General features: G+C 68.3%; 27 protein-coding genes. 12 read left to right on the plus strand and 15 right to left on the minus strand.

Features of this window, described 5'->3' with window-relative positions; all coding sequences use genetic code 11:
- Positions 1-5 precede the first annotated feature (5 nt).
- Positions 6-722, minus strand: a complete 717-nt coding sequence (locus OG205_RS26075) for a hypothetical protein (protein ID WP_330270690.1) — start codon at positions 720-722, stop codon at positions 6-8.
- A 195-nt stretch (positions 723-917) separates the two neighbouring features.
- Here OG205_RS26075 and OG205_RS26080 point away from each other — a divergent pair, with 195 nt between their 5' ends.
- Positions 918-1,436 (plus strand): DinB family protein, encoded by a 519-nt coding sequence (locus OG205_RS26080; protein WP_330270691.1) that lies wholly within the window; start codon positions 918-920, stop codon positions 1,434-1,436.
- On the opposite strand, the gene OG205_RS26085 is transcribed toward OG205_RS26080, so the two are convergent.
- Positions 1,433-3,007 carry a sulfatase gene (locus OG205_RS26085; protein WP_330278230.1) on the minus strand — a complete coding sequence of 525 codons (1,575 nt, stop codon included), beginning with the start codon at positions 3,005-3,007 and terminating at the stop codon, positions 1,433-1,435. The two genes, OG205_RS26080 and OG205_RS26085, sit on opposite strands and share 4 nt — an antisense overlap.
- 84 nt (positions 3,008-3,091) lie before the next feature.
- On the opposite strand from OG205_RS26085, the gene OG205_RS26090 reads away from it, so the two are divergent.
- Positions 3,092-3,745, plus strand: a complete 654-nt coding sequence (locus tag OG205_RS26090; RefSeq protein ID WP_330270692.1) for a RibD family protein — start codon at positions 3,092-3,094, stop codon at positions 3,743-3,745.
- On the opposite strand, the gene OG205_RS26095 is transcribed toward OG205_RS26090, so the two are convergent.
- Both OG205_RS26095 and OG205_RS26100 read right to left on the minus strand, forming a co-directional pair.
- Positions 3,735-4,136, minus strand: a complete 402-nt coding sequence (locus tag OG205_RS26095; RefSeq protein WP_330270693.1) for a DoxX family protein — start codon at positions 4,134-4,136, stop codon at positions 3,735-3,737. The two genes, OG205_RS26090 and OG205_RS26095, sit on opposite strands and share 11 nt — an antisense overlap.
- Complete coding sequence (locus tag OG205_RS26100) at positions 4,129-4,863, minus strand: CDP-alcohol phosphatidyltransferase family protein (protein ID WP_319977992.1); 735 nt, start codon at positions 4,861-4,863, stop codon at positions 4,129-4,131. The genes OG205_RS26095 and OG205_RS26100 overlap by 8 nt, the downstream gene beginning before the upstream one ends.
- A 41-nt stretch (positions 4,864-4,904) precedes the next feature.
- Between OG205_RS26100 and OG205_RS26105 the strand changes: the two genes are divergently transcribed.
- Both OG205_RS26105 and OG205_RS26110 read left to right on the plus strand, forming a co-directional pair.
- On the plus strand, positions 4,905-5,882 hold the full coding sequence (locus tag OG205_RS26105) for a zinc-dependent alcohol dehydrogenase (RefSeq protein ID WP_330270694.1): 978 nt from the start codon (positions 4,905-4,907) through the stop codon (positions 5,880-5,882).
- Positions 5,869-6,558, plus strand: coding sequence for a creatininase family protein (locus tag OG205_RS26110; RefSeq protein ID WP_330270695.1), 690 nt, complete (start codon positions 5,869-5,871; stop codon positions 6,556-6,558). Before OG205_RS26105 ends, OG205_RS26110 begins: the two co-directional genes overlap by 14 nt.
- Here OG205_RS26110 and OG205_RS26115 read toward each other — a convergent pair.
- From OG205_RS26115 to OG205_RS26130, 4 genes are read right to left on the minus strand one after another with little or no spacing between them, the layout of a single operon-like run.
- Positions 6,475-7,437 carry a lysylphosphatidylglycerol synthase transmembrane domain-containing protein gene (locus OG205_RS26115; RefSeq protein ID WP_330270696.1) on the minus strand — a complete coding sequence of 321 codons (963 nt, stop codon included), beginning with the start codon at positions 7,435-7,437 and terminating at the stop codon, positions 6,475-6,477. The genes OG205_RS26110 and OG205_RS26115 overlap by 84 nt on opposite strands.
- Positions 7,434-8,213: a class I SAM-dependent methyltransferase gene (locus OG205_RS26120; RefSeq protein WP_330270697.1), complete on the minus strand. Its 780-nt coding sequence runs from the start codon at positions 8,211-8,213 to the stop codon at positions 7,434-7,436. The genes OG205_RS26115 and OG205_RS26120 overlap by 4 nt, the downstream gene beginning before the upstream one ends.
- A complete protein-coding gene (locus OG205_RS26125) occupies positions 8,210-9,181 on the minus strand; it encodes a glycosyltransferase family 4 protein (protein WP_330270698.1) in 972 nt (323 codons plus the stop codon). Before OG205_RS26125 ends, OG205_RS26120 begins: the two co-directional genes overlap by 4 nt.
- On the minus strand, positions 9,159-9,569 hold the full coding sequence (locus OG205_RS26130; RefSeq protein WP_090007950.1) for a 6-pyruvoyl trahydropterin synthase family protein: 411 nt from the start codon (positions 9,567-9,569) through the stop codon (positions 9,159-9,161). Before OG205_RS26130 ends, OG205_RS26125 begins: the two co-directional genes overlap by 23 nt.
- 91 nt (positions 9,570-9,660) lie before the next feature.
- Here OG205_RS26130 and ribA point away from each other — a divergent pair, with 91 nt between their 5' ends.
- Positions 9,661-10,296 carry a GTP cyclohydrolase II gene (gene ribA, locus OG205_RS26135; RefSeq protein ID WP_330270699.1) on the plus strand — a complete coding sequence of 212 codons (636 nt, stop codon included), beginning with the start codon at positions 9,661-9,663 and terminating at the stop codon, positions 10,294-10,296.
- Between the two features lie 38 nt (positions 10,297-10,334).
- The gene (locus OG205_RS26140; RefSeq protein ID WP_330270700.1) at positions 10,335-11,516 is read left to right on the plus strand and encodes an amidohydrolase family protein; all 1,182 of its coding nucleotides are present in this window, start codon (positions 10,335-10,337) and stop codon (positions 11,514-11,516) included.
- Here OG205_RS26140 and OG205_RS26145 read toward each other — a convergent pair.
- The 3 genes from OG205_RS26145 to OG205_RS26155 are packed head-to-tail and all read right to left on the minus strand — an operon-like array spanning position 11,474 to position 13,058.
- Positions 11,474-12,418 (minus strand): NAD(P)-dependent alcohol dehydrogenase, encoded by a 945-nt coding sequence (locus OG205_RS26145; protein WP_330270701.1) that lies wholly within the window; start codon positions 12,416-12,418, stop codon positions 11,474-11,476. The two genes, OG205_RS26140 and OG205_RS26145, sit on opposite strands and share 43 nt — an antisense overlap.
- Positions 12,415-12,582 (minus strand): helix-turn-helix transcriptional regulator, encoded by a 168-nt coding sequence (locus tag OG205_RS26150; protein ID WP_330278231.1) that lies wholly within the window; start codon positions 12,580-12,582, stop codon positions 12,415-12,417. Before OG205_RS26150 ends, OG205_RS26145 begins: the two co-directional genes overlap by 4 nt.
- Before the next feature lie 53 nt (positions 12,583-12,635).
- The gene (locus tag OG205_RS26155) at positions 12,636-13,058 is read right to left on the minus strand and encodes a hypothetical protein (RefSeq protein ID WP_330270702.1); all 423 of its coding nucleotides are present in this window, start codon (positions 13,056-13,058) and stop codon (positions 12,636-12,638) included.
- Between the two features lie 206 nt (positions 13,059-13,264).
- Here OG205_RS26155 and OG205_RS26160 point away from each other — a divergent pair, with 206 nt between their 5' ends.
- The 4 genes from OG205_RS26160 to OG205_RS26175 all read left to right on the plus strand — a co-directional run bounded on the left by OG205_RS26160 (position 13,265) and on the right by OG205_RS26175 (position 17,276).
- On the plus strand, positions 13,265-14,074 hold the full coding sequence (locus OG205_RS26160) for a tat pathway signal sequence (protein ID WP_330270703.1): 810 nt from the start codon (positions 13,265-13,267) through the stop codon (positions 14,072-14,074).
- 73 nt (positions 14,075-14,147) lie between these two features.
- The gene (locus OG205_RS26165) at positions 14,148-14,645 is read left to right on the plus strand and encodes a YbaB/EbfC family nucleoid-associated protein (RefSeq protein ID WP_330270704.1); all 498 of its coding nucleotides are present in this window, start codon (positions 14,148-14,150) and stop codon (positions 14,643-14,645) included.
- A 7-nt stretch (positions 14,646-14,652) separates the two neighbouring features.
- Entirely contained in the window at positions 14,653-16,122 is a 1,470-nt protein-coding gene (locus OG205_RS26170) for a WXG100 family type VII secretion target (protein WP_330270705.1), read from the plus strand.
- Positions 16,119-17,276: a hypothetical protein gene (locus OG205_RS26175; protein ID WP_330270706.1), complete on the plus strand. Its 1,158-nt coding sequence runs from the start codon at positions 16,119-16,121 to the stop codon at positions 17,274-17,276. Before OG205_RS26170 ends, OG205_RS26175 begins: the two co-directional genes overlap by 4 nt.
- On the opposite strand, the gene OG205_RS26180 is transcribed toward OG205_RS26175, so the two are convergent.
- From OG205_RS26180 to OG205_RS26195, 4 genes are read right to left on the minus strand one after another with little or no spacing between them, the layout of a single operon-like run.
- Positions 17,267-17,626, minus strand: a complete 360-nt coding sequence (locus OG205_RS26180; protein ID WP_330270707.1) for a VOC family protein — start codon at positions 17,624-17,626, stop codon at positions 17,267-17,269. The two genes, OG205_RS26175 and OG205_RS26180, sit on opposite strands and share 10 nt — an antisense overlap.
- Positions 17,623-17,970, minus strand: a complete 348-nt coding sequence (locus tag OG205_RS26185) for an MmcQ/YjbR family DNA-binding protein (protein ID WP_330270708.1) — start codon at positions 17,968-17,970, stop codon at positions 17,623-17,625. The genes OG205_RS26180 and OG205_RS26185 overlap by 4 nt, the downstream gene beginning before the upstream one ends.
- 44 nt (positions 17,971-18,014) lie before the next feature.
- Positions 18,015-18,557 (minus strand): DUF6939 family protein, encoded by a 543-nt coding sequence (locus OG205_RS26190; RefSeq protein ID WP_330270709.1) that lies wholly within the window; start codon positions 18,555-18,557, stop codon positions 18,015-18,017.
- Positions 18,521-19,477 (minus strand): DMT family transporter, encoded by a 957-nt coding sequence (locus tag OG205_RS26195; protein ID WP_330270710.1) that lies wholly within the window; start codon positions 19,475-19,477, stop codon positions 18,521-18,523. The genes OG205_RS26190 and OG205_RS26195 overlap by 37 nt, the downstream gene beginning before the upstream one ends.
- On the opposite strand from OG205_RS26195, the gene OG205_RS26200 reads away from it, so the two are divergent.
- On the plus strand, positions 19,476-20,870 hold the full coding sequence (locus OG205_RS26200) for an aminotransferase-like domain-containing protein (RefSeq protein WP_330270711.1): 1,395 nt from the start codon (positions 19,476-19,478) through the stop codon (positions 20,868-20,870). The genes OG205_RS26195 and OG205_RS26200 overlap by 2 nt on opposite strands.
- 68 nt (positions 20,871-20,938) lie before the next feature.
- Positions 20,939-21,373 (plus strand): Fur family transcriptional regulator, encoded by a 435-nt coding sequence (locus OG205_RS26205; RefSeq protein ID WP_090068208.1) that lies wholly within the window; start codon positions 20,939-20,941, stop codon positions 21,371-21,373.

Genomic DNA, 21,373 nt, shown 5'->3' on the forward strand with positions numbered 1-21,373 from the left:
CGACACTAACGTTGCCGGGCAACGACTTCCTCTGGTTTCGCCACATTCTCCCGCGGAGGCCGCAACACGTCCGGTGCGGTGCCCCACTGGCTGTACACGGCGGTGAGACGCGCCTGCTGCCTGTCGGGTGACGGCATGCTCTGCTCGACCCGGACCACCCGGTTCTCGTCGTCCACCTCGACCACGAGCCGGACGTCGCCGTTCGCGTAGCCACCCGAGTGCGGCACTCCGCCCGCGCCGAACACGTACCGATCGCCGTCCCGTTCGGTGAGGCGAAGCGTGTCGCGGTCGATGTCGGAGAACAGGTTGCCGGGGTGGTAGTCCTTCGTGGCCATCGACAGGTCGCTGGAGTACGGCCCGACCCACGGCGCGTCGTTGAGTCCCATGCTGGAGAACGTCTTCCCCGGCGGCAGGGTGAGCCCGCTGTGCTGCAGGTAGCCGTCGTCGCCCACGGTCACCCAGCGGTAGTCGGTGGTGCGGTACCTGTTCTCGGTGTGCGCGGTCACGTCCTCCTGCGTGGTGGCGCCGGCGCTGCCGACGTGGTGCACGCCCGCGTAGGTCTGCCTGCGCGGATCCTTGCCCTCGACCTCGATCCTGACGTCGAACCGCACCGACCCCTGCCGCTGGGCGGCCTGCCGCCACTCCTTGAGCAGGGCCACCGGGTCCGCGGGTGTGGTCGAGCATGCGGTCAGCACGAGAAGCAGGGACAGGGCCAGACGCATGGCGCGAGTCTGGTCGATCTCCGACCCGGACCATGTCACTTTCGACTGACTCACGGACAGTGAGCACAGGTCAGCCGCGTACCGCTTGAACGGCGCTCAAGTTTCACTTGAGCGGCCGTTCGTCTAGGACACAAGCTGACCTCAAGTAGTCCTAGAGTCCTTCATGTCGGGACAAACGAGCGAAGGACAGAAGCGATGACCACCACCGAGACCCTCACCGGCGAGCGCGCGGACCTGCTCGAGACCCTCAAGCAGCACCGCTGGTTCCTGACGTTCACCGCGCAGGGTCTGAGCGACGAGCAGGCGGCGTCGAGCCCGACGGCCAGCGCGCTGAGCATCGGCGGCCTGATCAAGCACGTCGCGTCGGTCGAGGAGAGCTGGGTCAAGTTCATCGAGCAGGGCACCTCGGCCATGGAGACCGACCCCGAGTCGACGGACTACGAGAACCACGAGGCGAACTTCCGGATGGAGCCGGGCGAGACGCTGGAGAGCATCATCGCCCGCTACAACGAGATCGCGGCCTACACCGACAAGCTGGTCGAGACGGTCGACATGGACCTCTCCCACCCGCTGCCGTCCGCCCCGTGGTTCCCCGAGGGCAAGACGTGGTCGGCGCGGCGCGTGTTCGTGCACATCGTCGCCGAGACCTCGCAGCACGCGGGCCACGCGGACATCATCCGCGAGACGATCGACGGTCAGAAGACGATGGGCTAAGCCTTGGGCGGGCTGAAGGTCGAGAGGAACTGGTCCCGGAAGTCGCTCATCCGCGACACCGGGGCCGACCCTCCCGGCTTGATCCCGTCGTCCCACTTCCAGTCCTGGACCTCGGCCATCACGGCCGGGTCCTTGGCGACGATGGTGATCGGCACGTCCCGCGACGCTCCTTCGCCGGTCACCATCTGCGCGGGCTGGTGGTCGCCGAGGAACACCATCACCAGGTTCTCGTCGCCGTACTTCTCGATGTAGGAGAGCACGGACTCCAGCGAGTACGAGATGGAGTGCGCGTAGTCGGCGCGCACGGCCGCCGGGTCGCGGCCGAAGATCGACTCCGGCGGGTCGTTCGAGGCCGGCATGGTCGAGTAGATCGAGCCGTCGCCCAGCTTGTCCCATTCCACGGAGTCCGGCGTCGGTGACCACGGCGCGTGCGAGGACACCATCGGGATCGCCGCCATCACCGGGCCGTGGGCCTTCGAGCGCTCGTTGCGTTGGAACGACTCCAAGGTGAACTGGTCGGGGGTCGTCGCGTAGCCGAAGCGCGGTCCCTTGTAGCCGAGGTCCTGGGCCGCGTAGATCTGGTTGTAGTGGAAGAAGTCGCCTTCCGGCCACGCCTGCGTGATGCCGGGGACGACACCGACCGAGCGCCACGACGACTCGCGGAACGCCCTCGGCAGCGTCAGCCGGTCGGAGGCCACGAGGTTGCGGTAGCGCTGCTGGTTGTCGATCCACAGCCCGGACAGCAACGTCGCCTGCGCCATCCAGCTGCCACCGCCGGCGGTCGGCGAGGTCAGGTACGCGGAACGAGCCGAGTAACCGGCCGCCTTCAGCCGTGAGTTGCCATCAGCCAGCTTCGACGCGATGTCCGGCATGTCGAGGGCGGACTTGCCGTAGCTCTCCACGAACGTGAAGACGACGTCCTTGCCCTGCAACGAGGACAGCAGTCCGGGATGCCCGCGGAACGCGTCGACCGAAGCCTCCGCCGCGAACACCTCCTTGTCGTTCAGACCGGCCTGCACGCGGCGCGCGTGGTCCACCAGCGACGTGGCGGCGGCGTCGGAGTAGACCGGAACCCCGGGCACGGCAAGCGAAACACAGGCGACCGCGAGCAGAGCCACCGCGCGGATCGCGATCGGGCGCCGTCCGGCTGCCACGGAACTGAGGCGCTGCACCGAGATCGCCGCCAAGAACACGATTCCCGCGACCAGCGCGACCGCGAGACCCACGGCCAGGACGGAGGCGAAACGGCCGAACGTCACGTCCACGAAGTCGATGGCGGGCACCAGCAGCGGCCAGTCCAGCACGAGGTCGAACGGCCGGTACAGCACCATGTCGAAGCCGATGTCCATGATCTTCACGACCGTGAACAGGCCCAGCGCGATGCCACCGGCGATGGCGGCGGGCTTGCGGAACCGGTCCGGCAGCAGCACCAGCACCAGCACACCGATGAGGCCTTCGAGCGGCACCCGCAGGAACGCCTCGAAGGAGAACTTCTCGAGGTCGCTCGGCGCGATGAGCACGAACAACACGAACAGCCCTGCCAGGACCGTGGCCGTCCGCCGCAGCAACATCCTCACCGAGTTCCCCTTTCCAGACCCTATGAGGTAAACGCGGCACAGCCCGCGAACGGTTCAACTGGCCTATCATCGGATCCCGTGACCCGTCCGCACGTTCTGCTGAGCGTCGCCGTCAGCCTCGACGGCCACATCGATGATCGCGGCACCGAGAGGTTTCCGCTTTCCAACGACGAGGACTTCGATCACGTCGACCGGATGCGCGCGGAGTCGGACGCGATTCTGGCCGGGGCCGAGACGTTGCGCCGCGACAACGCGCGACTGCTCGTCTACAGCGACGAACGACGCGCACGGAGAATAGCGGACGGCAAACCCGAGTTCCCGTTGCGAGTCACCGTCACCCGAAGTGGCCAACTAGACCCTGACCTGCGGTTCTGGCACTGCGGCGGGGAACGGCTGGTCTACTCGAGGAGCCAGGAGACCACGGTCGGGCACCTCGCCGAAACGAAGACCTTCAGTGATTTTTCAGAAATCCTGGACGATCTCGGCGCGCGCGGAGTGAGAAGGCTCATGGTCGAAGGCGGTACGAGCATTCACACGGCGTTCCTCGAGGCCGGACTGGCCGACGAGATCCGGGTGGCGGTGGCACCGATGCTGATCGGACAGGCGACGGCCCCGCGTTTCGTGAATCCCGCCGAATTCCCCGGTGGACCGGCACGCCGATTCCACCTGGAGGACGTCACGAAAGTCGGGGACGTCGCGGTGCTCCGCTACTTCCCGAAAGTCACTTCCTGACGAGCTTGAGCGCACCGAAGATCTGCTCGCGGCGGTAGACCGCGATCACCAGCGCCCACACCATGAAGATCAGCGGCATCATCGCGTCGTCGAAGCCGCCGTTGGTGACCAGGGTCAACTCGGTGAGCGCCGCGCCGGCCATGATGCCCGCGAGGCCCAGCGCCGCGAGGCCGCAGATGGGCGGGATGAGCAGGCCGATCGCGGTGCCGATCTCCAGCACGCCGGTGAAGTACCGGAACCACTGACCGAGGCCGATGTCGTCGAACTTGGCGACGAACGAGTCGGTGAACAACGCGTAGCCGTTCATCACGAACTGCACGGCGAGCACGATCTGCAGGATCCAGACGACGATGTTGCCGATCTTCGCCGCGGTCGAGGTCTGCTCAGACATGCCGGGATTCTCCCACCGCGACAGCGGCGTTGGTCCACAGCCAGAGCACATCGCGACCGAACGACCACACCAACGATGCCAGCGCGAGACCGACGAGGACGCCCGCGTACGGCAGCAGGCCAGAGGCCGCCACGACGAGGAAGATCCCTTGGACCGCGGCCACGACCTTGCGGGCGTAGCTGGCCGGCAGCGGTGCGTTCATCCAGCGCAAACGCCAGGAAGCAGCCACGAACACGTACCGCATGAGCCCGATCGCGAGCACCCACGGACCCATGTGCACGGCGACGTACGCGCTGAGCACGAGGATGAGGAACGCGTCGACCTCCATGTCGAACCGGGCGCCCAGCGCGGTCGAGGTGCCCGTGCGGCGAGCGACCTGACCGTCCACCCAGTCGAGTGACAACGCGACGGCCGCGAGCGTCACGACCAGCGCGACCGGCACGTCCTGCCCTGCGCGATCGGCGACCAGCGCGGTGACCGCGCCGACCATCAGGCCGCGGGCCAGCGTGACCCGGTCAGCCGGTCCCAACGCCGAGGTGCGGTGGCGTTGCATGCCGTAGCCGAGGAACGCCCACGTGGCGAACCCGTAGGCCAGACCGGCGGCCCAGCCGAGCGGCCCGAGACCGGTTGTGGCAGCGACCACGCCCAGCGCGAGGACCTGAAGTCCCGCCCAGATGGCAGGCTCCCGGAGGACGGGTGCCGTCCTGGTGTGCTGAAGTGTGATCATCAGGTGCCCCTAACGAACTTCGTGCGGCGGAGGTGTTGTGAGTGACACGTACGGCGAGTGCTTTTTGGCTCAATGATTCGGGAAAAGGGGAAGTTCGGCAGGTCACACTGGCCGAGCCCGGTCCCGGTGAGGTCGAGGTGCGCACGCTGTTCTCCGGCGTCAGCCGCGGCACGGAGACGCTCGTGTTCCGCGGCGGCGTGCCGGAGAACCAGTACGCGGTCATGCGGGCGCCGTTCCAGGAGGGCGACTTCCCGTGGCCGGTGAAGTACGGGTACCTCAACGTCGGCGTCGTGGAAACCGGCGACCTGAGCGGGCGCACGGTGTTCTGCCTCTATCCACATCAGACTCGTTACGTGGTCCCGGAAACCTCGGTCACGCTCGTGCCCGACGCGGTTCCGGCCGAACGGGCGGTGCTGGCGGGCACCGTCGAGACGGCGGTCAACGCCGTGTGGGACGCGCGTCCGCTGATCGGTGACCGGATCGCGGTGGTCGGCGGAGGCATGGTCGGGTCGAGCATCGCGGCCGTGCTGGCGACGTTCCCCGGTGCCCGCGTCGAGCTCGTGGACGCCGACCCCGCGCGCGAGGAGATCGCCCGGAAGCTCGGTGTCGGGTTCGCCTTGCCGGGCAACGCTCTCGACGGATGCGATCTGGTCTTCCACGCCAGTGCGACCGAGCCCGGCCTCACCACCGCTCTGAACCTGCTCGCGCCGGAGGGCCGCGTGATCGAGCTGAGCTGGTACGGCGACAGGAAGATCTCCGTGCCGCTGGGCGAGTTCTTCCACTCGCGCCGGCTCACGATCCGCAGCAGCCAGGTCGGCACGGTCGGCCGTCCCGACCGCAGCTACGCCGAACGCATGGCGGTCGCGCTCGATCTGCTGGCCGACGACAGGTTCGACGCGCTGATCACCGGGCACAGCGCGTTCGAGGAGCTCCCGGACGTGATGCCGAGGCTGGCCGACGGCGAGATTCCGGCGCTGTGCCACCGGATTGACTACGGTCAAGCGCATGTTTCCGAGTGACACCACGGTCGACGTCCGCGGCATGAGTGTGGCCGTGCTCCCGATCGGCAGCACCGAACAGCACGGCCCGCACCTGCCGCTGGCCACCGACTCGGTGATCGCGTGGACCATCGCGTCGGAGATCGCGGCGAGGTATCCGGTCCGGCTGCTGCCGCCCGTCCAGTTCTCGTGCTCGCAGGAGCACGCCGACTGGCCGGGGACCGTCAGCATCTCCGCACGCACGCTGATCTCAGTGGTCACGGACATCGCGGAGTCCTTGCGGCGCAACGGTGTCACGAACGTGGTGCTGGTCAACGGCCACGGCGGCAACTACGTGCTGTCGAACATCGTGCAGGAGGGCGAGGGTCTGGCGTTGTTCCCCGGACGGGACGACTGGGCGTTCGCGCGGGAGAAGGCCGGCATCGAGACCTCGGCGTACAGCGACATGCACGCGGGCGAACTGGAGACCTCGATCCTGCTGCACGCCCACCCCGATCTGATCCGTCCTGGCTACGAGACCTCTGACCACCTGGCGGAGGACAGGCGACACATGCTTACCCGGGGTCTGGCGCCGTACACGTCCTCCGGCGTCATCGGGCGGCCGTCGCTCGCGTCAGCGCGCAAGGGCGAGCTCCTGCTCGCGGGGCTGGCCGAGTCGTTCCGTCACTACCTGGACCTCTTCGGTCTTCCGGCGTGACAGGAAGAGCACGACCGCACCGGGCAGCGCGGCGATGAGCGCCAGCACGCCGTAGACGATGCCGGTGGTGAAGCCCTGCGCGGCGCCCAGACCGGCGGCGCCGAACGCCACCGCGAGGAACGCCTCGCGCGGGCCGAACCCCCCGATGTTCACCGGGATGGCCATGATCAGCAGCGCCAGCACGACGACCGGCGCGAGCTGGGCGATCGTGGCGTCGGACCCGGCGGCGCGGGCGGCCACCAGGAACATCGCGACGTAGCCCGCGACCGTGGCGGCCGACAGTCCGATGACGGCGGGCCAGGTCCGGAAGGACAGCAGCCTGATGCCGTCGGCGAGGGTGTGGACCAGGACGCGGCGCACCGGCCCGATCTGCCAGCCGACGATCGCGGCGACGGCCAGACCGGCGAGAACGAGCCCGGCGGTGGTGCCGTCCGGCGCGAGGTCGAGGCCGGGCGCGGGGTGCGTGAGCAGCACCGCGAGCCCGATCCCGATGAGCACGATCTGACCGGCGAAGCGCTCGAAGAACACGGCGCGCACGCCCCGTCCGACGTCGCCCGACTCACGGCCGTGGTTGACCGCGCGGTGCACGTCGCCGAGCACGCCGGCGGGCAGCACGGCGTTGACGAGCTGGGCGCGGTAGTAGTCGCTGACCGCGGACTTCAGGGTCAGCGGCAGGCCGAGGCGGCGCGCGACGAGGACCCAGCGACCCGCGCTGAGCACCGTCGTCACGAGCCCGATCGCCAGTGCGGCGGCGACGGAGAACGCGTCGATCGCGCGCAGTCCGTCGAGGAACGCCCCGGTGCCCAGGCGTACGCCCAGCGCGACCAGGATGCCCAACGCCAGCACCAGGCGAAGCCACGGCCAGAACTTCTTCATCATGCAGCTCCAGGTATTGCCAGCAGATCGACGTGGTGGACCGTCACGGAGGCCGTTGACCTGCGGCGCAGGTACTCGGAGGCCTCGGTGGCGAGTGCGGGTTCCTGCTCCACCGCGGCGTCGACCCAGCCCTTGAGCCACTCGGACTGCAGGGCGTCGCCCTGCATCCGCCAGGGGCTCTGGGCCGTCCGAACCGAAGCGCCGGCTGCCACGAACGCCTCTTCGGCAGCGGCGGGAGCATCAGGTCCGAGCAGACGGCGCCCGTCCACGACGCGACGCTGGTGAGCGTTGAACGCGTCCTGGAAGGCGGCGTCGAGCGGCTCGGCCGGATCGATGTCGATCCGGCCTGCCACCGAGAGCGTGAACAGAGCGGGCACATGTGCTTCTACGCATGCAACCGCCAGAGCGTTCATCTCGTTAGTAGTGAGCAAGTCGAGCAAAGCGGAGCAAGTGACCAGGTCAGCGCCCGCGATGTCGGCGGCTTCGAGGGACGTGAGGTCGCCCTCACGCGTCTCGACGGTGACGTTCTCGAAGGCGCTCATGCCGGCCTCCGCCAGCCCGAGCAGCCGGGGGTCGCGGTCGTGCAGCACCCAGTGCTGTACGCCGCCGAGCCTCCCGGCGAGCCATCGTCCCATCGATCCCGTTCCACAACCGAGGTCACGGATCGTCAGGGGGTTTCGGTTCACCAGAGTTTCGCGGACCACGTCGGCGAGCTCGGTCGAGCGTGCCTGTGCGTCGGCGATTTCGCGCAGTGCCAGCCATTCCGGGGCGAAGGTCATGGCCGGAGCGTAGCCAGCACCCTCCGGAGGTCCTCTGTGGATTCGTCCCATGTGGACAGAATGGCCCGCCGGGCGAGCGACCTCGAGCGCAAGTCGGCCCGGAAATCTTGATCTTGGAACCAGCGCGTTAGTGCAGCTTCCAATGCATTTTCGTCCCCGGCGGGAATGAGCAGACCGCCGTCGCCGAGTGCGTCCGGGACCGCGCTCGCGATGACCGGCAGACCGTGGGCGAGCGCCTCGGTGACGACCATGCCGTAGGTCTCGTTCCGAGAGGCCAGCACGAAGAGGTCCGCACTGTCGTATGCGCTGGTCAGGGCCTCGCCGATGAGTGGTCCGGGGAAGCTGACGCGGTCGTCGCGCGGGAGTTCGCGCAGGAACGGCCGGTGTGGGCCGACGCACGTCAGCCGCCAGTCGCGTTCGATCCGCCGCAACGCTCCGACCAGCAGGTCGTGGCCTTTGCGGGGTGTGACGGACGCGACGCAGAGCAGGTGGTGGACGCCGTCCGTGCCACGTGCCCGTGGCGCCGGATCGGTGCCGGGGACGACGACGTGGACGTGGTCGAGGCCGTGCCGCCGCTCGACGTCCCGCGCGGCCGTCGGACTGGTCGCGATGACCGCCCTCGCGGCCCTCAGGACCTGGCCTTCCCTGGTGTCGAGGTCGCGGGCGGTCTCGGGGTCGAGACCTGTCTCGTCGGCCAATGGCAGGTGGACGAGCACAGCGAGCCTGAGCCGTTGGGCGTGAGGGACGACGACTTCAGGTACTCCGCAGCTGACCAGGCCGTCGAGGAGCACCACATCACCGTCGGGGATCGCCGCAAGCGTTTGCGACAACGCGGTGGTGTCGCTCGGACGCGGCCAGTCACCAGCGACGGTCAGTCTGGTCAGGCCCGCGCTCACGCGCAGGTCGTAGACGTTGCCGCCGCTGGGACTGCCCGGATCCCCGACGTCAGCCGGAAGGACGAAGTGCACGTTCGTAGCCGGCCCACGCCACATGCGACTCGTGAAGTGTGACGGCGATCGCATCTATCCCGTGAGCGCCCTCACCCAGAGCACCCTCGGAAATCTTGTCCGCGAGCTGGTCCGCGATGTGCTTCGCGAGCCACTCCGTGGACGTGTTGATGCCCGCGAACTGGGGTTCTTCGTCCAGATTGCGGTAGTTGAAGGCGGCCAGGACCTTGTTGAGCTCCTGGGTCGCGAGTCCGATGTCGACGACGATGTTGTCCGAATCGAGCTCGGCACGTTTGAACGTTGCGTCCACCAGGAACGTTGCTCCATGCAGACGTTGTGCCGGACCGAAGACCTCGCCGCGGAAACTGTGGGCGATCATCACGTGATCGCGGACGGTGATGCTGAACAGGGTGACCTCCGCTGTGCGGTCGGGTTACGGTGCGACTCCATCCGAGCGTAGCTGCACGTTCGGAAGGCGCCTGGTGACAAGGGGACCGGAGATGTTCGAAGAGGCCTTCACCGAGGAAGACGTTGCGGAGTCCGACCTGGTGACCCGCCGTGGCACCTTCCGCGCAGTCGCGTTCCGAGCGGACGGTCACGAGCACATGGCTCTCGTCTACGGCAAGACGAAGCTGCGCGAGAACGTCCTGGTGCGCATCCACTCCGAGTGCATGACCGGAGACATCTTCGCCGCCATGCGCTGTGAGTGCGGCGAGCAACTCGACGCCGCGTTGAACACCATCGTGCGTGAAGGCAGCGGCATCCTCGTGTACCTGCGTGGGCACGAGGGACGCGGAATCGGTTTGGTGTCGAAGATTCGCACGCACGTGCTGCAGGACGCCGGACTGGACACGTTGGACTCGGCCACGTCGCTCGGTCTGCCCGTGGACGTGCGCGACTACTCCCCCGCGGCTCGCGTGCTCAAGCATCTGCGCGTGCAGTCCGTGCGCCTGATGTCCAACAACCCGGACAAGATCGCGGCGCTGGAGTCCCACGGAATTTCGGTGACGGCGCGCGTGCCGTCGTTGATGACGCCCAACGCCCACAACATCGCCTACCTGACCGCGAAGCGCGACCGGCTCGGGCACGACCTGCCGCAGGTCGACGAGTTCACCCCCCTGCCGCACGCACGCTGACCATTGCTTTCCCAGCATGTGGCGCTCAGAATGTGCCGATGCTGGCGCTGCGGGCAGGGCGTGCGTTCGACGGTGAGCGGTCGATCGCCGGACCCGTCACGGTCATCACCGAGAACGGGACGATCAAGGCCGTCGAGCAGGGGCATCCGGACGTCGCCGGTGCCGAGGTCGTCGATCTCGGCACCGCCACCGTCCTGCCCGGACTGATCGACACCCACGTCCACCTGGGCGCGGACAGCGAGAACGGCGCGCTGGACCGGCTGCCCGAGTTCACCGCCGAACACCTGGACGCGGTCATCAAGGACAGCCTCGACCGTCAATTGCGGGCCGGGGTGACCACCGTCCGCGACCTCGGCGACCGGCGGTGGTCGGTGCTCGACCAACGCTCCAGGCACCGTCAGCGCGTCCTCGCCTCCGGCCCGCCCATCACCTGTCCGCGCGGCCACTGCTGGTCGATGGGCGGTGAGACCAGCGGCGACGACGCGCTCCGCGGTGCCGTGCGTGAACGGGCCGAACGGCAGGCCGACGTCGTCAAGATCATGGCCAGCGGCGGGTTCGCGACGCCCGGTACCGCCGTCGACGACTGCCAGTTCACCGAACACGAACTCCGTGTGGTCGTGGAGGAAGCCCACTCCCACGGCCTGCCGGTGACCGCCCACGCGCACAGTCTCGCCGCGATCCAACGGGCCGTGGCCGCGGGCGTGGACGGCATCGAGCACTGCTCGTGCCTCACCGATCGAGGCATGCGGATGCCGGTGGAACTGATGGACGCGCTCGCCGAGGCGGACATCGCCGTCTGCCACACCCTCGGCAACACGCAGGATCCGCCGCCGCACGTCATGGAGGCGTTCGAACGGGCCGGGATGAGCATTCCGGCGAAGCTGGACATCGTGGGCCGCATGCACGACCACGGCGTCCGGGCGGTGTCCGGCACCGATGGCGGGATCGGCGCGGGCAAGCCGCACGGGATCACGGCCCACGCCCTCGGTCACATGATCGAGGCGGGCGTCCCGAACGCGGTCGCGCTCGCGAGTGCCACCAGCCAGGCGGCGAAGGCGCTGAACGTCAGCAAGGGCGTGCTGAAGCCTGGCTGGGATGCTGACATCATTGCCGTGCAAGGAGATCCCATGCGGGACATCACGGCGTTGCACCACGTGACGACCGTGGTGGTGGGTGGTCAGATCGCGACGACCGTCTTGCCGACCGACCGTCGCGAGTAGACGTGGTCCACCGCGTTCAGTGCTTCGGACAGCGGGAAGACCTCGCCCACCGCGGCTTTCAGCGTGCCTGCCTCGACCATGACACGCAGCTCGTCGAAGACGACGCCGAGTTCCTTCGCCATCAACGGGACGAACTTCCTGGACGAGAACGGGTTCAGGAACAACGCGCCGAGCGACTTGTGGAATCCTCCCGTGATCGATCCCCCGGTCTCCGCGCCGACCAGCACGATCCGGCCGCCCTCGTTCGTCGCCTTGCGCAGCCTGGACAACGGCCTGGCGCCACCGCAGTCGAGGATCAGGTCGAACGTGCCAGTGAAGTCCGCGACCGTGTAGTCGAAGACCTCGTCGGCGCCCAGCGACCTGGCCAGCTCGACCTTGCGCGTGCTGCACACCGCTGTCACGTGTGCACCATGGGCTTTCGCGATCTGGACTCCGTACGATCCGACGCCGCCACCGGCGCCGAGCACCAGAACCCGTTGCCCCGCCCGGACTCCGCGCAGTCCCTCCAGCGCGGTCCCGCCCGAGATCGGCATCGCGGCCGCCTCGGTGAACGAGATTCCCTGCGGCTTGCGCGCGAGCCGTGAGACCGGCGCGACTGCGTGTTCGGCGAACGACCCCTCGCACGTGCCGAACACCTCGTCGCCGACCTCGAACCCGGTCACGTCAGGCCCGATCTCCGTCACGACACCGGAGACGTCCCGTCCCGGCACCGGGGACTTCGGCCCGCGGAACCCGAAACCGAGGAACCGCAGCAGGTACGGCTTGCCGGTGAGCAGGTGCCAGACACCCATGTCGACGCCCGCCGCCCGCACCTCCAGCAGAACCTCGCCCTTCCCAGGCACAGGCACATCGAGGTCACCGAACACCGCCGATCCGTATCTTCGTTGCACGACAGCCTTCACAGCTCTTCCTCCTCGGGGTACTGGAACACGTCTTCTAGCGACACCTTGAACACACGCGCGATCTTGAAGGCCACTTCCAGCGAGGGCGAGTACTTGCCCTGCTCGATGGCGATCAGCGTCTGCCGCGTCACGCCGATGGCCGTGGCGAGATCGGCCTGCTTCATCTCGCCGTGCGCGAACCGCAGGGCGCGGATGGAGTTCGTGACCTTCGTCGGCTTCACGCCATCCCCCGCTGGTAGAACATGATCTTCGCCAGCGAGCCCAGCACCGCGGACAGCACGAAGCACAGGTAGAGCACGTTGGCGATCCAGAAGTACGGCGCCTCGAGCATCGCGAGCGCCATCGCGGACATACCGCCGATGACGACGAACGACTGACCGATGCCGTCGCCGATCCGGCCGATCTCGCGGTCCCGTTCGTCGGCCTGCAACCCGTCGCCCCGCGAGGCGATGCCGAACCAGATGCCCGACACGATGCCGGCGACGATCCCGAGTGAGATCGTCCACAACATCGCACTGATGTACGGGGCCTCGACCAGCGAACGGCCTGCCGCTCCAGTCAGGACAAGCACGACATACACGGCGTAACCAGCCACGGCGATGACCGCCAAGGCCCACGCCCGCTTCTCCTCGAACGCCATGGTCCCGCTCCTGATGTCAAAGAAACCTGACATCACCAAGGTAAAGCGAAACGGACACCGTGTCAAACATCTTTGACTTAACCTTTTCGTGATCAACGCGTCCGTATGGCGGTCGACTACCTCCGATCGGAGCCATTAGCGTGCGGCGCATGCTCCGTCCGATCCTTGTTGCGTGCGCGCTTGCCCTCACGGCATGTGGCCACGCAGTGACGGCGGAACCTCCCGCCGCCGCACGCACACAACCGCCGTCCCACACCCCCGCGGCAGCGCCTCTCGTCGCGACGCCCGAGGTCTGCCCGCTGCCCGACAGCGGGTTCGAGTGCGACTTCCAGAAGCGCCTCAAGGCCGCCCAGGACTACGCCGAGACCAGGCCGGGAACCGTGGGTTTCGTGCTGCGCGACCGCAAGAACGGGGCGACCTGGCGCAACGACCACGCGGGCGACATGACGTGGACCGCGTCCACGATCAAGCTCGCAATGGTCGTGAACCTGTTGGAGCGCCACCGCGCCGGCAAGATCAAGCTGAGCAGCGACGACCGCAAGCTGATGAACGCGATGCTGCACACGTCCGACGACGACGCGGCGGACTCGTTGTGGAAGAAGTACAACGGCACGACGTTCAACGCGGCGTTCGGCAAGTACGGAATGACCGATTTGGTGCCACAAAAGGGATATACGGCCACATTCCCGTACTGGGGCTTCGAGAAGTGCACCGCGAACGACCTCGACCGCCTGATGAACTACATCCTCGACACCGTCCCCGCCGACGACCGCGAGTACATCGTCGGGCAGATGCGCCAGGTCGGCACCGTGCAGCAGTGGGGCGTCTGGGGACCGGACTCCGGCGCGAAGAACGGCTGGTCGGAGGAAGAGGGCGGCTGGGTGATGAACTCGGTCGGGTTCGTCGGGCAGGACGCTCGGTACACGCTCGCGATCATGAACAACCTCAAGGGCGAGGGCGCCTACGACGAGGGCCGCGCAACGGACACGGAGATCACCCGAATCCTCTTCCGCTGAAGCGTCAGCGAGGTGTCAGACCGCGTTGCTAGCGTGGTGAGCGACCTGTTCAGACACTGGGGAAGGGGTCGCCGTGCCGGACAGAAGGGCACAGATCGAGCAGAAGATCCGCGCGTTCCAGGAGCAGGCCGCCAGAGCGGGCCAGCTCAAGGACAAGATCGCGGAACTGCGCGGCCAGGCTCGCAGCGGCGACGGCTCCGTCACCGTGACCGTCGCGCCGTCGGGGGCGGTGCTGGGGTTGCAGCTCAGTCCTAATGCGATGAAGTACAGCCACACGCAGCTGCAGCAGGAGATCCTCGCCACCATCAGGGCGGCGACGCAGCAGGCCGCGCAGGCGTTGCAGGACACCGCGACGCCGGTGCTGGGTGATCAGGCCGAGCGGTTCAAGGACGCGTTCAGCGCGCACTCGGCCGTGATGATGCCGGAGGCTCCCGCACCTCATGCGGCGCCGACCGTGCCGCAGAACATGACGCAGAACGTGATGCCGCCCGCACCGCCTGCCGGGAACCGTCCGAGGCCGAGGCCGGTCTCAGACGATGACGACTTCGGCGGCAACTCGATCCTGAGGTGATGGGGGCATGACGGGATTCCAGGTGCAGGGCGGTGCGCTGACGGCGCACGGCCAGGGTTCGCGGGAGGCCGCGGGCCACTTCGGACAGCTGGCGACCCTGCTCGACCAGGCACGCGTGAGCGACGACTGCTTCGGTCCGCTCGGCGAGCTCATGGCGTTCAAGTACTTCGAGGGCCTTCAGGAATGCCAGGAGATGGCCAACAAGGCCAAGGGTTTCCTGGAGGGCGTGGCCGAGCGCACCGACCAGACGGCGCAGACGTACCGCGACGTCGAGGACGCGATCCAACAAGGGCTGCGGCAGTTCGGCAGTGGCGGCCCGGGTTCGTTGGCAGACCTGAACAGCGCGGGCAACGGCAACCGCAAGAGCGACTTCGAGCAGAACGTGGGCTATGGCAGCTCGTGGATGAGCACGAGCGGGGACATCTCCCGCGCCGGCAGCCCGCCGGACGTCGCCATCGCGGCGGTCAACGCGCGCATGGAGCAGCTGCGGTTCGTGATGAGCCCCGGCCAGTCGTTCATCGACAACGGCCTCGGGTTCCTGATCGGCATCGTGATCAGCCCGATCGTCGAGCTCGTGCTCGAACCCGCGATCGGCGACCCCGAGCAGATGCGCAGCACCGGCACCGGCTGGGGCAAGGTCGCGGACTGGGTGAAGCAGACCGGTGAGCACGAGAAGACCCGTGCCGCCGCGACTTCGGAGCCGTGGACCGGGCAGGCGGGCGACAAGTTCCGCAAGCAGATGGACGAGTTCGGCGCGGGCGCGGAGGCGTTCTCGAACGAGATCCGCGGCCTGCAGCAGATGCTGGAGCTCGCCGCCGACCTGTTCGACGCGTTCGTCGAGATCTGCATCGACATCCTGCAAGAGCTGGTCATGGGCCTGATCATCGAGTGGCTGGCCGCACTGGCCGCCTCGTGGATCACCGCCGGTGCCTCGATGGCCGCCGCGGGCGTCGCCACCACCGCCCAGGTCGGCGGCACGATGGCACGCCTGGGCCTCAAGGTGAAGCAGCTGCTCGGCAAGCTCAAGCCGTTGATCGACAAGCTCGAGGACCTGCTGCAGGCGCTGCGCAAGGGACCGCTCCGCAAGCTCGTCGAGAAGGCAGAGGGCCTGCGCGAGGGCAACATGGCCGAGAAGTGGGTCATGCGCAAGATCGACGCCAACCCGCTGGCCAAGATCGTCACGAAGGCCGACCCCGCGACGATGGCGTCCAAGACCGGCAACCGCTTCGCCGGCCGGTTCGGCGTCGACGGCGCCGGCGCGGACTCGCTGACGACGAACCTCACCGAGGCGGGCCTGCGCACGGCGGGCCTGAGCGGCACAACCCACGTACCGACCGCCATCACCAACGGGATCATGGAGAATGCTCCCGGTCTCGCCGTCGAGCAGGGCATCAAGTACGGCTACAACAAGGGTCAGGACCCGTCCTCCGACGAGGACCGCGCTGACGCCATGAACCGGGGATTCGAGTACGAGTGATCTTCGCGGAGCCCCTGGGCCCCGGCCACGTCGCCCGGCAGCAGGTCTGCCGGGCGGGCGAGGCGCTGGTGTGGGCGATGTACCGGCGGACCTTCTACTACGCCGTCGACGGCCTCGACCAGCTCGGCGCACCGGGCCGTTCGCGGTTCGCCCGCGGGGCTTCCGCGGTGGGCCGTGGCGTGGGCGACTTCGCGCTGACGGTGCTGGGCGGCGGTGGCGACTCGGGCGACGACAAGGCCCCGGCCGCCGATCACCTGGTGTTCGGGCCTTCTTCTGCTTCGCTGGCCGCTTCGGCGATGGCGCGGTTCGAGCCCGGCAAGCGCGTGGATCGGTTGTGGGCGTTGACGTCCACTCGGCTGGTGATCGCCGAGCGTCCCTTGCCTTCGCCTGCTGTCGAGGAGAAGTCTTTCCTGGGCAAGGCGATCGGGTTCGGCCGCGAGGTCGGCAAGATCCTCGCCGACAACCGCAGGAAGTACGGCGAACACGTGGAGGGCGAGCCGGTCGAGGTGCCGGACTACCGGATCGTGTGCGAGTTCTCGCGCGCACAGATCGCGTCGGTGGAGCCTGGCCGCGTGACGTTCGTGGACGGCTCGGGCTTCGAGTTCCTGCTGGAGAACCCTGCCGTCGCGGACGACGAGGTGGTCGTCTCGGAGCTGACGAAGTTCTGGCTGCGCCCCGGCGAACGCCTGGTGCTCGGCCTGCCCCCGATCATCGGTTACGTGGGCGGCGTCGTCGGCGGCGAGGTGCGGCTGCCTCTCGTCGCTTCGAGCCCGATGCCCGCACTGGAACTGGACAGGCAGCGGTGGCCGTTGCCCGCTCCCCCGTCACCGCGGGACTGGACCGACGATCCGACGCTCGGCTACTGGGTCGACGCGCCTGCTGCCTCGTGCCTCGCCGTGTCTCTGGCGGACCACTTCGCCTTCAGCCGCGGCAACGCCCGGCTGGCGGTGAGCGACCAGCGCGTGGCCGTGGTCTACCCGACGCGTCTGTTCGAGGCCAAGCCTTCCAGCGTGTTCACCACGTTCGCGGAGATCCCCAGCGGTGCCGTGCGGTCGTTGGAAACCCCTTACGTGGGAGCAAGTCTGCCCGTGCGCCCGGTCGTCAGGCTGACGTTCGCGGACGGCTCGTCGCTGGCTCTGCGCCGTCAGTCCTGAATCGACTCCCACAGGCACAGCACGCTGCCCTCGCTGTCCTTCACGTACTGCGAGAACCCGAAGTCACCCACGCGTTCCTTGGCGTTGAGCACCACGCCGCCGGCTTCCTCGACCTTCCGCGCCACCTCGTCGACGCTGGGCACGTCGATGATCAGCACAGGCCCCTGCACGAACTCGGTCCGCGGGGAGATCCCGCCGTCGGCATCGCCGACGTCGACGGGCTCACCTTCGGTGTCGACGAGCACGTAGTCGAACGGCAACTGCTGCGCCGACCACCCGAACACATCGCGGTAGAAGGCCGTCGCACGCCCGAGATCGTCAGCGGGCAGCTCGAACTTGACCCTGGTCACAGCGCGAGATCCGGCACCTGGGCAACGAGCTCCTCCGGCGCCGACAACCGCCACGCCTCGAAGACCAGTTCCTTCATCTCGTCCGCCTCGATGCCTTCGAGGTACACCACGACCCAGCCGAAACCGCCCGTCGTGAACTGCACCTCGAACACCTCTGGCCGTTCCGCCACCAGCGCCAGCTGCTCGGACAGCGTCTGCTTCAGCCCGACCGTCTGCGTGCGCGGCCAGTAGTAGCCGAACAACTTGCCCCGCACGCGGAACGAGTCGTACTGCTGCCCGGACGACCGCTGCGCCTCGGCGAGCCCGTCCAGGATCTTGAAGAGCTGCTTGCTCGTTGTCGCCACTGCCGACCCCCAAAGCCGAAGAGCGGAAAGTATAAATCCGGCTTTCAGGACGCGTGAGCGGTGAGCCTCCTCAGGTGGTCGGCGATCAGGGCGGCATGGGACAGCGGCGTGCTGAGGTCCTCGACGTCGCCGTTGGTCGTGTAGTCGAGCAGCACGACGTCCGCGGACTCGGCCAACTCGTGCAGCCGCGCGACTTCCGCCTGCAGCCGGTGCTCCAGGACCCAGCGGTAGGCCGGTAAGTAGATCTCCTGCCGGGCGGTGCGGTAGTCGAGCAGGCGCTCGCCGGCCAGGCCCTCGCGGTGGCCCCGGACCTGACCGAAACGGCGGACCGTGCGCTTCAGGCCCTTCATCGACGTCACCGCGAGCTTCGACGGATCGACGTCAGTGCTCTCGAAGACCTTCAGCGCCTGCCAGAGGCCTTCGACGGACTCGCTCGTCACTCCGGGAGACAACGGCACCGGGATCTGGCCGTGCGGGTAGAACGGGCTGAAGCGCACCCACGGGTCAGGGCCGCGGGAGGTCACGTCGATGACCACCGCGTCCGGGCGCTTCAGCTTGCGTCGCTTGCTCGCGACTTCGATCGGCATGGGTCGAGGATGGCAGGAGGGTCTGACAGTTTTGGGCCGCCGGGCACGCGGCTGCGTTGGGTCAGCACGACGCAGACGAGCACGACGGCCGCGGTGGCGAGGGCCTGCCAGCCGACCGGTTCACTCAGGACGAGCGCGGACCACATGAGCGTCAGAACCGGTTGGGCCAGCTGGATCTGGCCGATCTTGGCCACACCGCCCGCGGCCAGGCCCGCGTACCAGGCGAAGAAGCCCAGGAACATCGAGATCATTGACACGTAAGCGAAACTGAGCCACACGACGCCGTCAGCGCGCGAGAAGTCCGCTGTGTACAAGGAAACCGGGATCGTGACGGGCAGCGAGACGACCAGCGCCCAGCACACCGTCCTGGCGCCGCCCAGTTCCCGGGAGAGCGCGCCTCCCTCGGCGTAACCCAGGCCGCACAACACAACGGCGACGAGCAGGTAGACGTCGGCCAGGTTCAGCGAACCGGAGAGGCCGCCGCCGGTGGCCACGAATGCCAGCACCGCGAGCAGACCCGCGCCGCTGGCGAGCCAGAACGCGATGGGCGGGCGTTCGGAGGCGCGCAGGACGGCCCAGATCGCCGTGGACATGGGCAGCACGGCGATCACGACGGCGCCGTGCGCCGAGGTCTGGGTGGTGAGGGCCAGGGACGTGAAGAGAGGGAAGCCGATCACGATGCCCACGGCGACGACGACCAGGCGGCGGATCTGCGCTGCCGTCGGGCGCGGCGCTCGCGATAACGCCAGGTAGGCGATCGCCAGGACCCCTGCGACGAGGGCGCGGCCGAACGCGACGAACCACGGGTCCAGTCCCGCCACTGCCAGGCGGGTCGCGGGCAGGGAGTAGCTGAACCCCAGGACGCCGAGCGCGCCCAGTGTTACCCCCGCCGGAAGGATAACGTTACTCTTGGCTCTCATGAATGAGGATAACGCAGCCGTCCGCGTTATCGAGGAGCTGAGAGCAGCGGCACGCTCCGGCCGGGTCGGCGACCGCATGCCCTCGGTGCGCGATCTCATGGCGCGGCACCGGGCCTCGCCAGCGACGGTCCAGCAGGCGATCCAGCGCGTCGCCGCCGAGGGACTGGTCGAGGTGCGGCCCGGCCGCGGCAGTTACGTCGCCGCGCGCACGACCGCGACCAGCCGTGATCTGTCGTGGCAGGCCGTCGCGCTCGGCGAGGGCAGGCCGGGTGAGGACCTGGTGGCGAACCTCGTCGCGGTACCGAAACCCGAGGCGATTCCGTTGACCAGCGGCTACCTCGACCCCGAGCTGCAACCCACCGACGCGCTCGGTGCCGCGCTGACTCGCGCGGCGCGGCGGCCTGCCTCGTGGGGGCGCGTTCCCGTCGAGGGCAAGGAAGAACTGCGCGCGTGGTTCGCGAAGGAGGCCGGCGGCGAACTCAGGGCCGGCGACATCACGGTGTGCGCGGGCGCCCAGGAAGCGCTCGCGACGGTGTTCCGCGGACTCGGTGACCGCGGCGATGCCGTCCTGGTCGAGTCGCCCACCTACCTCGGCGCGATCGCGGCGGCGCGCGATGCCGGGCTCAAGGTCGTGCCGGTGCCAGCGGATCAGGACGGCGTGCGGCCGGACCTGCTCCAAGCCGCCTTCGAACGCACGGGCGCGAAGGTCTTCTACTGCCAGCCGTTGCACGCGAATCCGCACGGCGCCGTGCTGTCCGACGAACGCCGTGCCGAGGTCATGCGGATCGTCCGCCGCATGGGCGCGTTCCTCGTCGAGGACGACTGGGCGCGCGGCTTCACCATCGACGGCACCGCGCCGCCGACGCTGGTCTCGCAGGACACCGACGGTCACGTCGTCTACGTCCGCTCGCTCACCAAGGTCGCCGCGCCCGGACTGCGCGTCGCCGCGATCGGCGCCCGCGGCCCGGCGGGCACCCGGCTGAAGAACACGCGGTCCCGGCAGGACCTGTACGTCGCAGGCCCGTTGCAGGAGGCGGCGATCGACTTCGTGACGTCCCCGGTCTGGCGGCGGCACCTGCGCACGCTCCAGCAGTCCTTGAGGTCCAGGCGTGACGCTCTGACGCACGCGGTCGGCGAACACCTGCCGGAGTTCGAGCTCGCGAAGTCGTCCGGTGGCCTGCACCTGTGGGCGACGTTGCCGGACGGCGTGGACGACCTGGAGCTGACGACGGCCGCCGCGGCGCGCGATGTCGTGGTGTTCCCGGGACGGCCGTGGTTCGCCGCTGAACCGCCGGGCAGTTTTCTTCGTTTGACCTACGGCGGCGCACCTGAGCACGTGCTCGCCGAGGGCGTGCGGCGGCTGGCCGACGCCGTGGTGGCCGTGCGGCGGTGACCGCGTTCGGGTGAACTGCATCGTTCATTAACTTGACTCATTCCAGAAAAGACGGCAGGGTGGCGTTCGTGCCCACGGCTTCCGATTTCGAGCGTCTGTTGCGTGGAGCGTCGCTCCGGGTGACGGCTCCGCGGATAGCCGTGCTGTCCGCGGTGCACTCCCACCCGCACGCCGACACGGATTCGATCATCGGCGTCGTGCGTCAGAACCTCGGCGCGGTCTCCCATCAGGCCGTGTACGACGTTCTCCGCGCACTGACCGGCGCCGGCCTGTTGCGCAAGATCGAGCCCCAGGGATCGGTCGCCCGCTACGAGGCGCGCGTCGGGGACAACCACCACCACGTCGTGTGCAGATCCTGCGGTGCCATCGCCGACGTCGACTGCGCAGTCGGCCACGCACCGTGCCTGGACGCATCCGACGACCACGGGTTCGTCATCGACGAGGCCGAGGTCATCTACTGGGGCTCCTGCCCCGAGTGCACGACCGCCGCGAAAAGTTCCTGA

Origin of the sequence: Lentzea sp. NBC_00516 (assembly GCF_036346835.1) — a bacterium.
GTDB lineage: Bacteria > Actinomycetota > Actinomycetes > Mycobacteriales > Pseudonocardiaceae > Lentzea > Lentzea sokolovensis.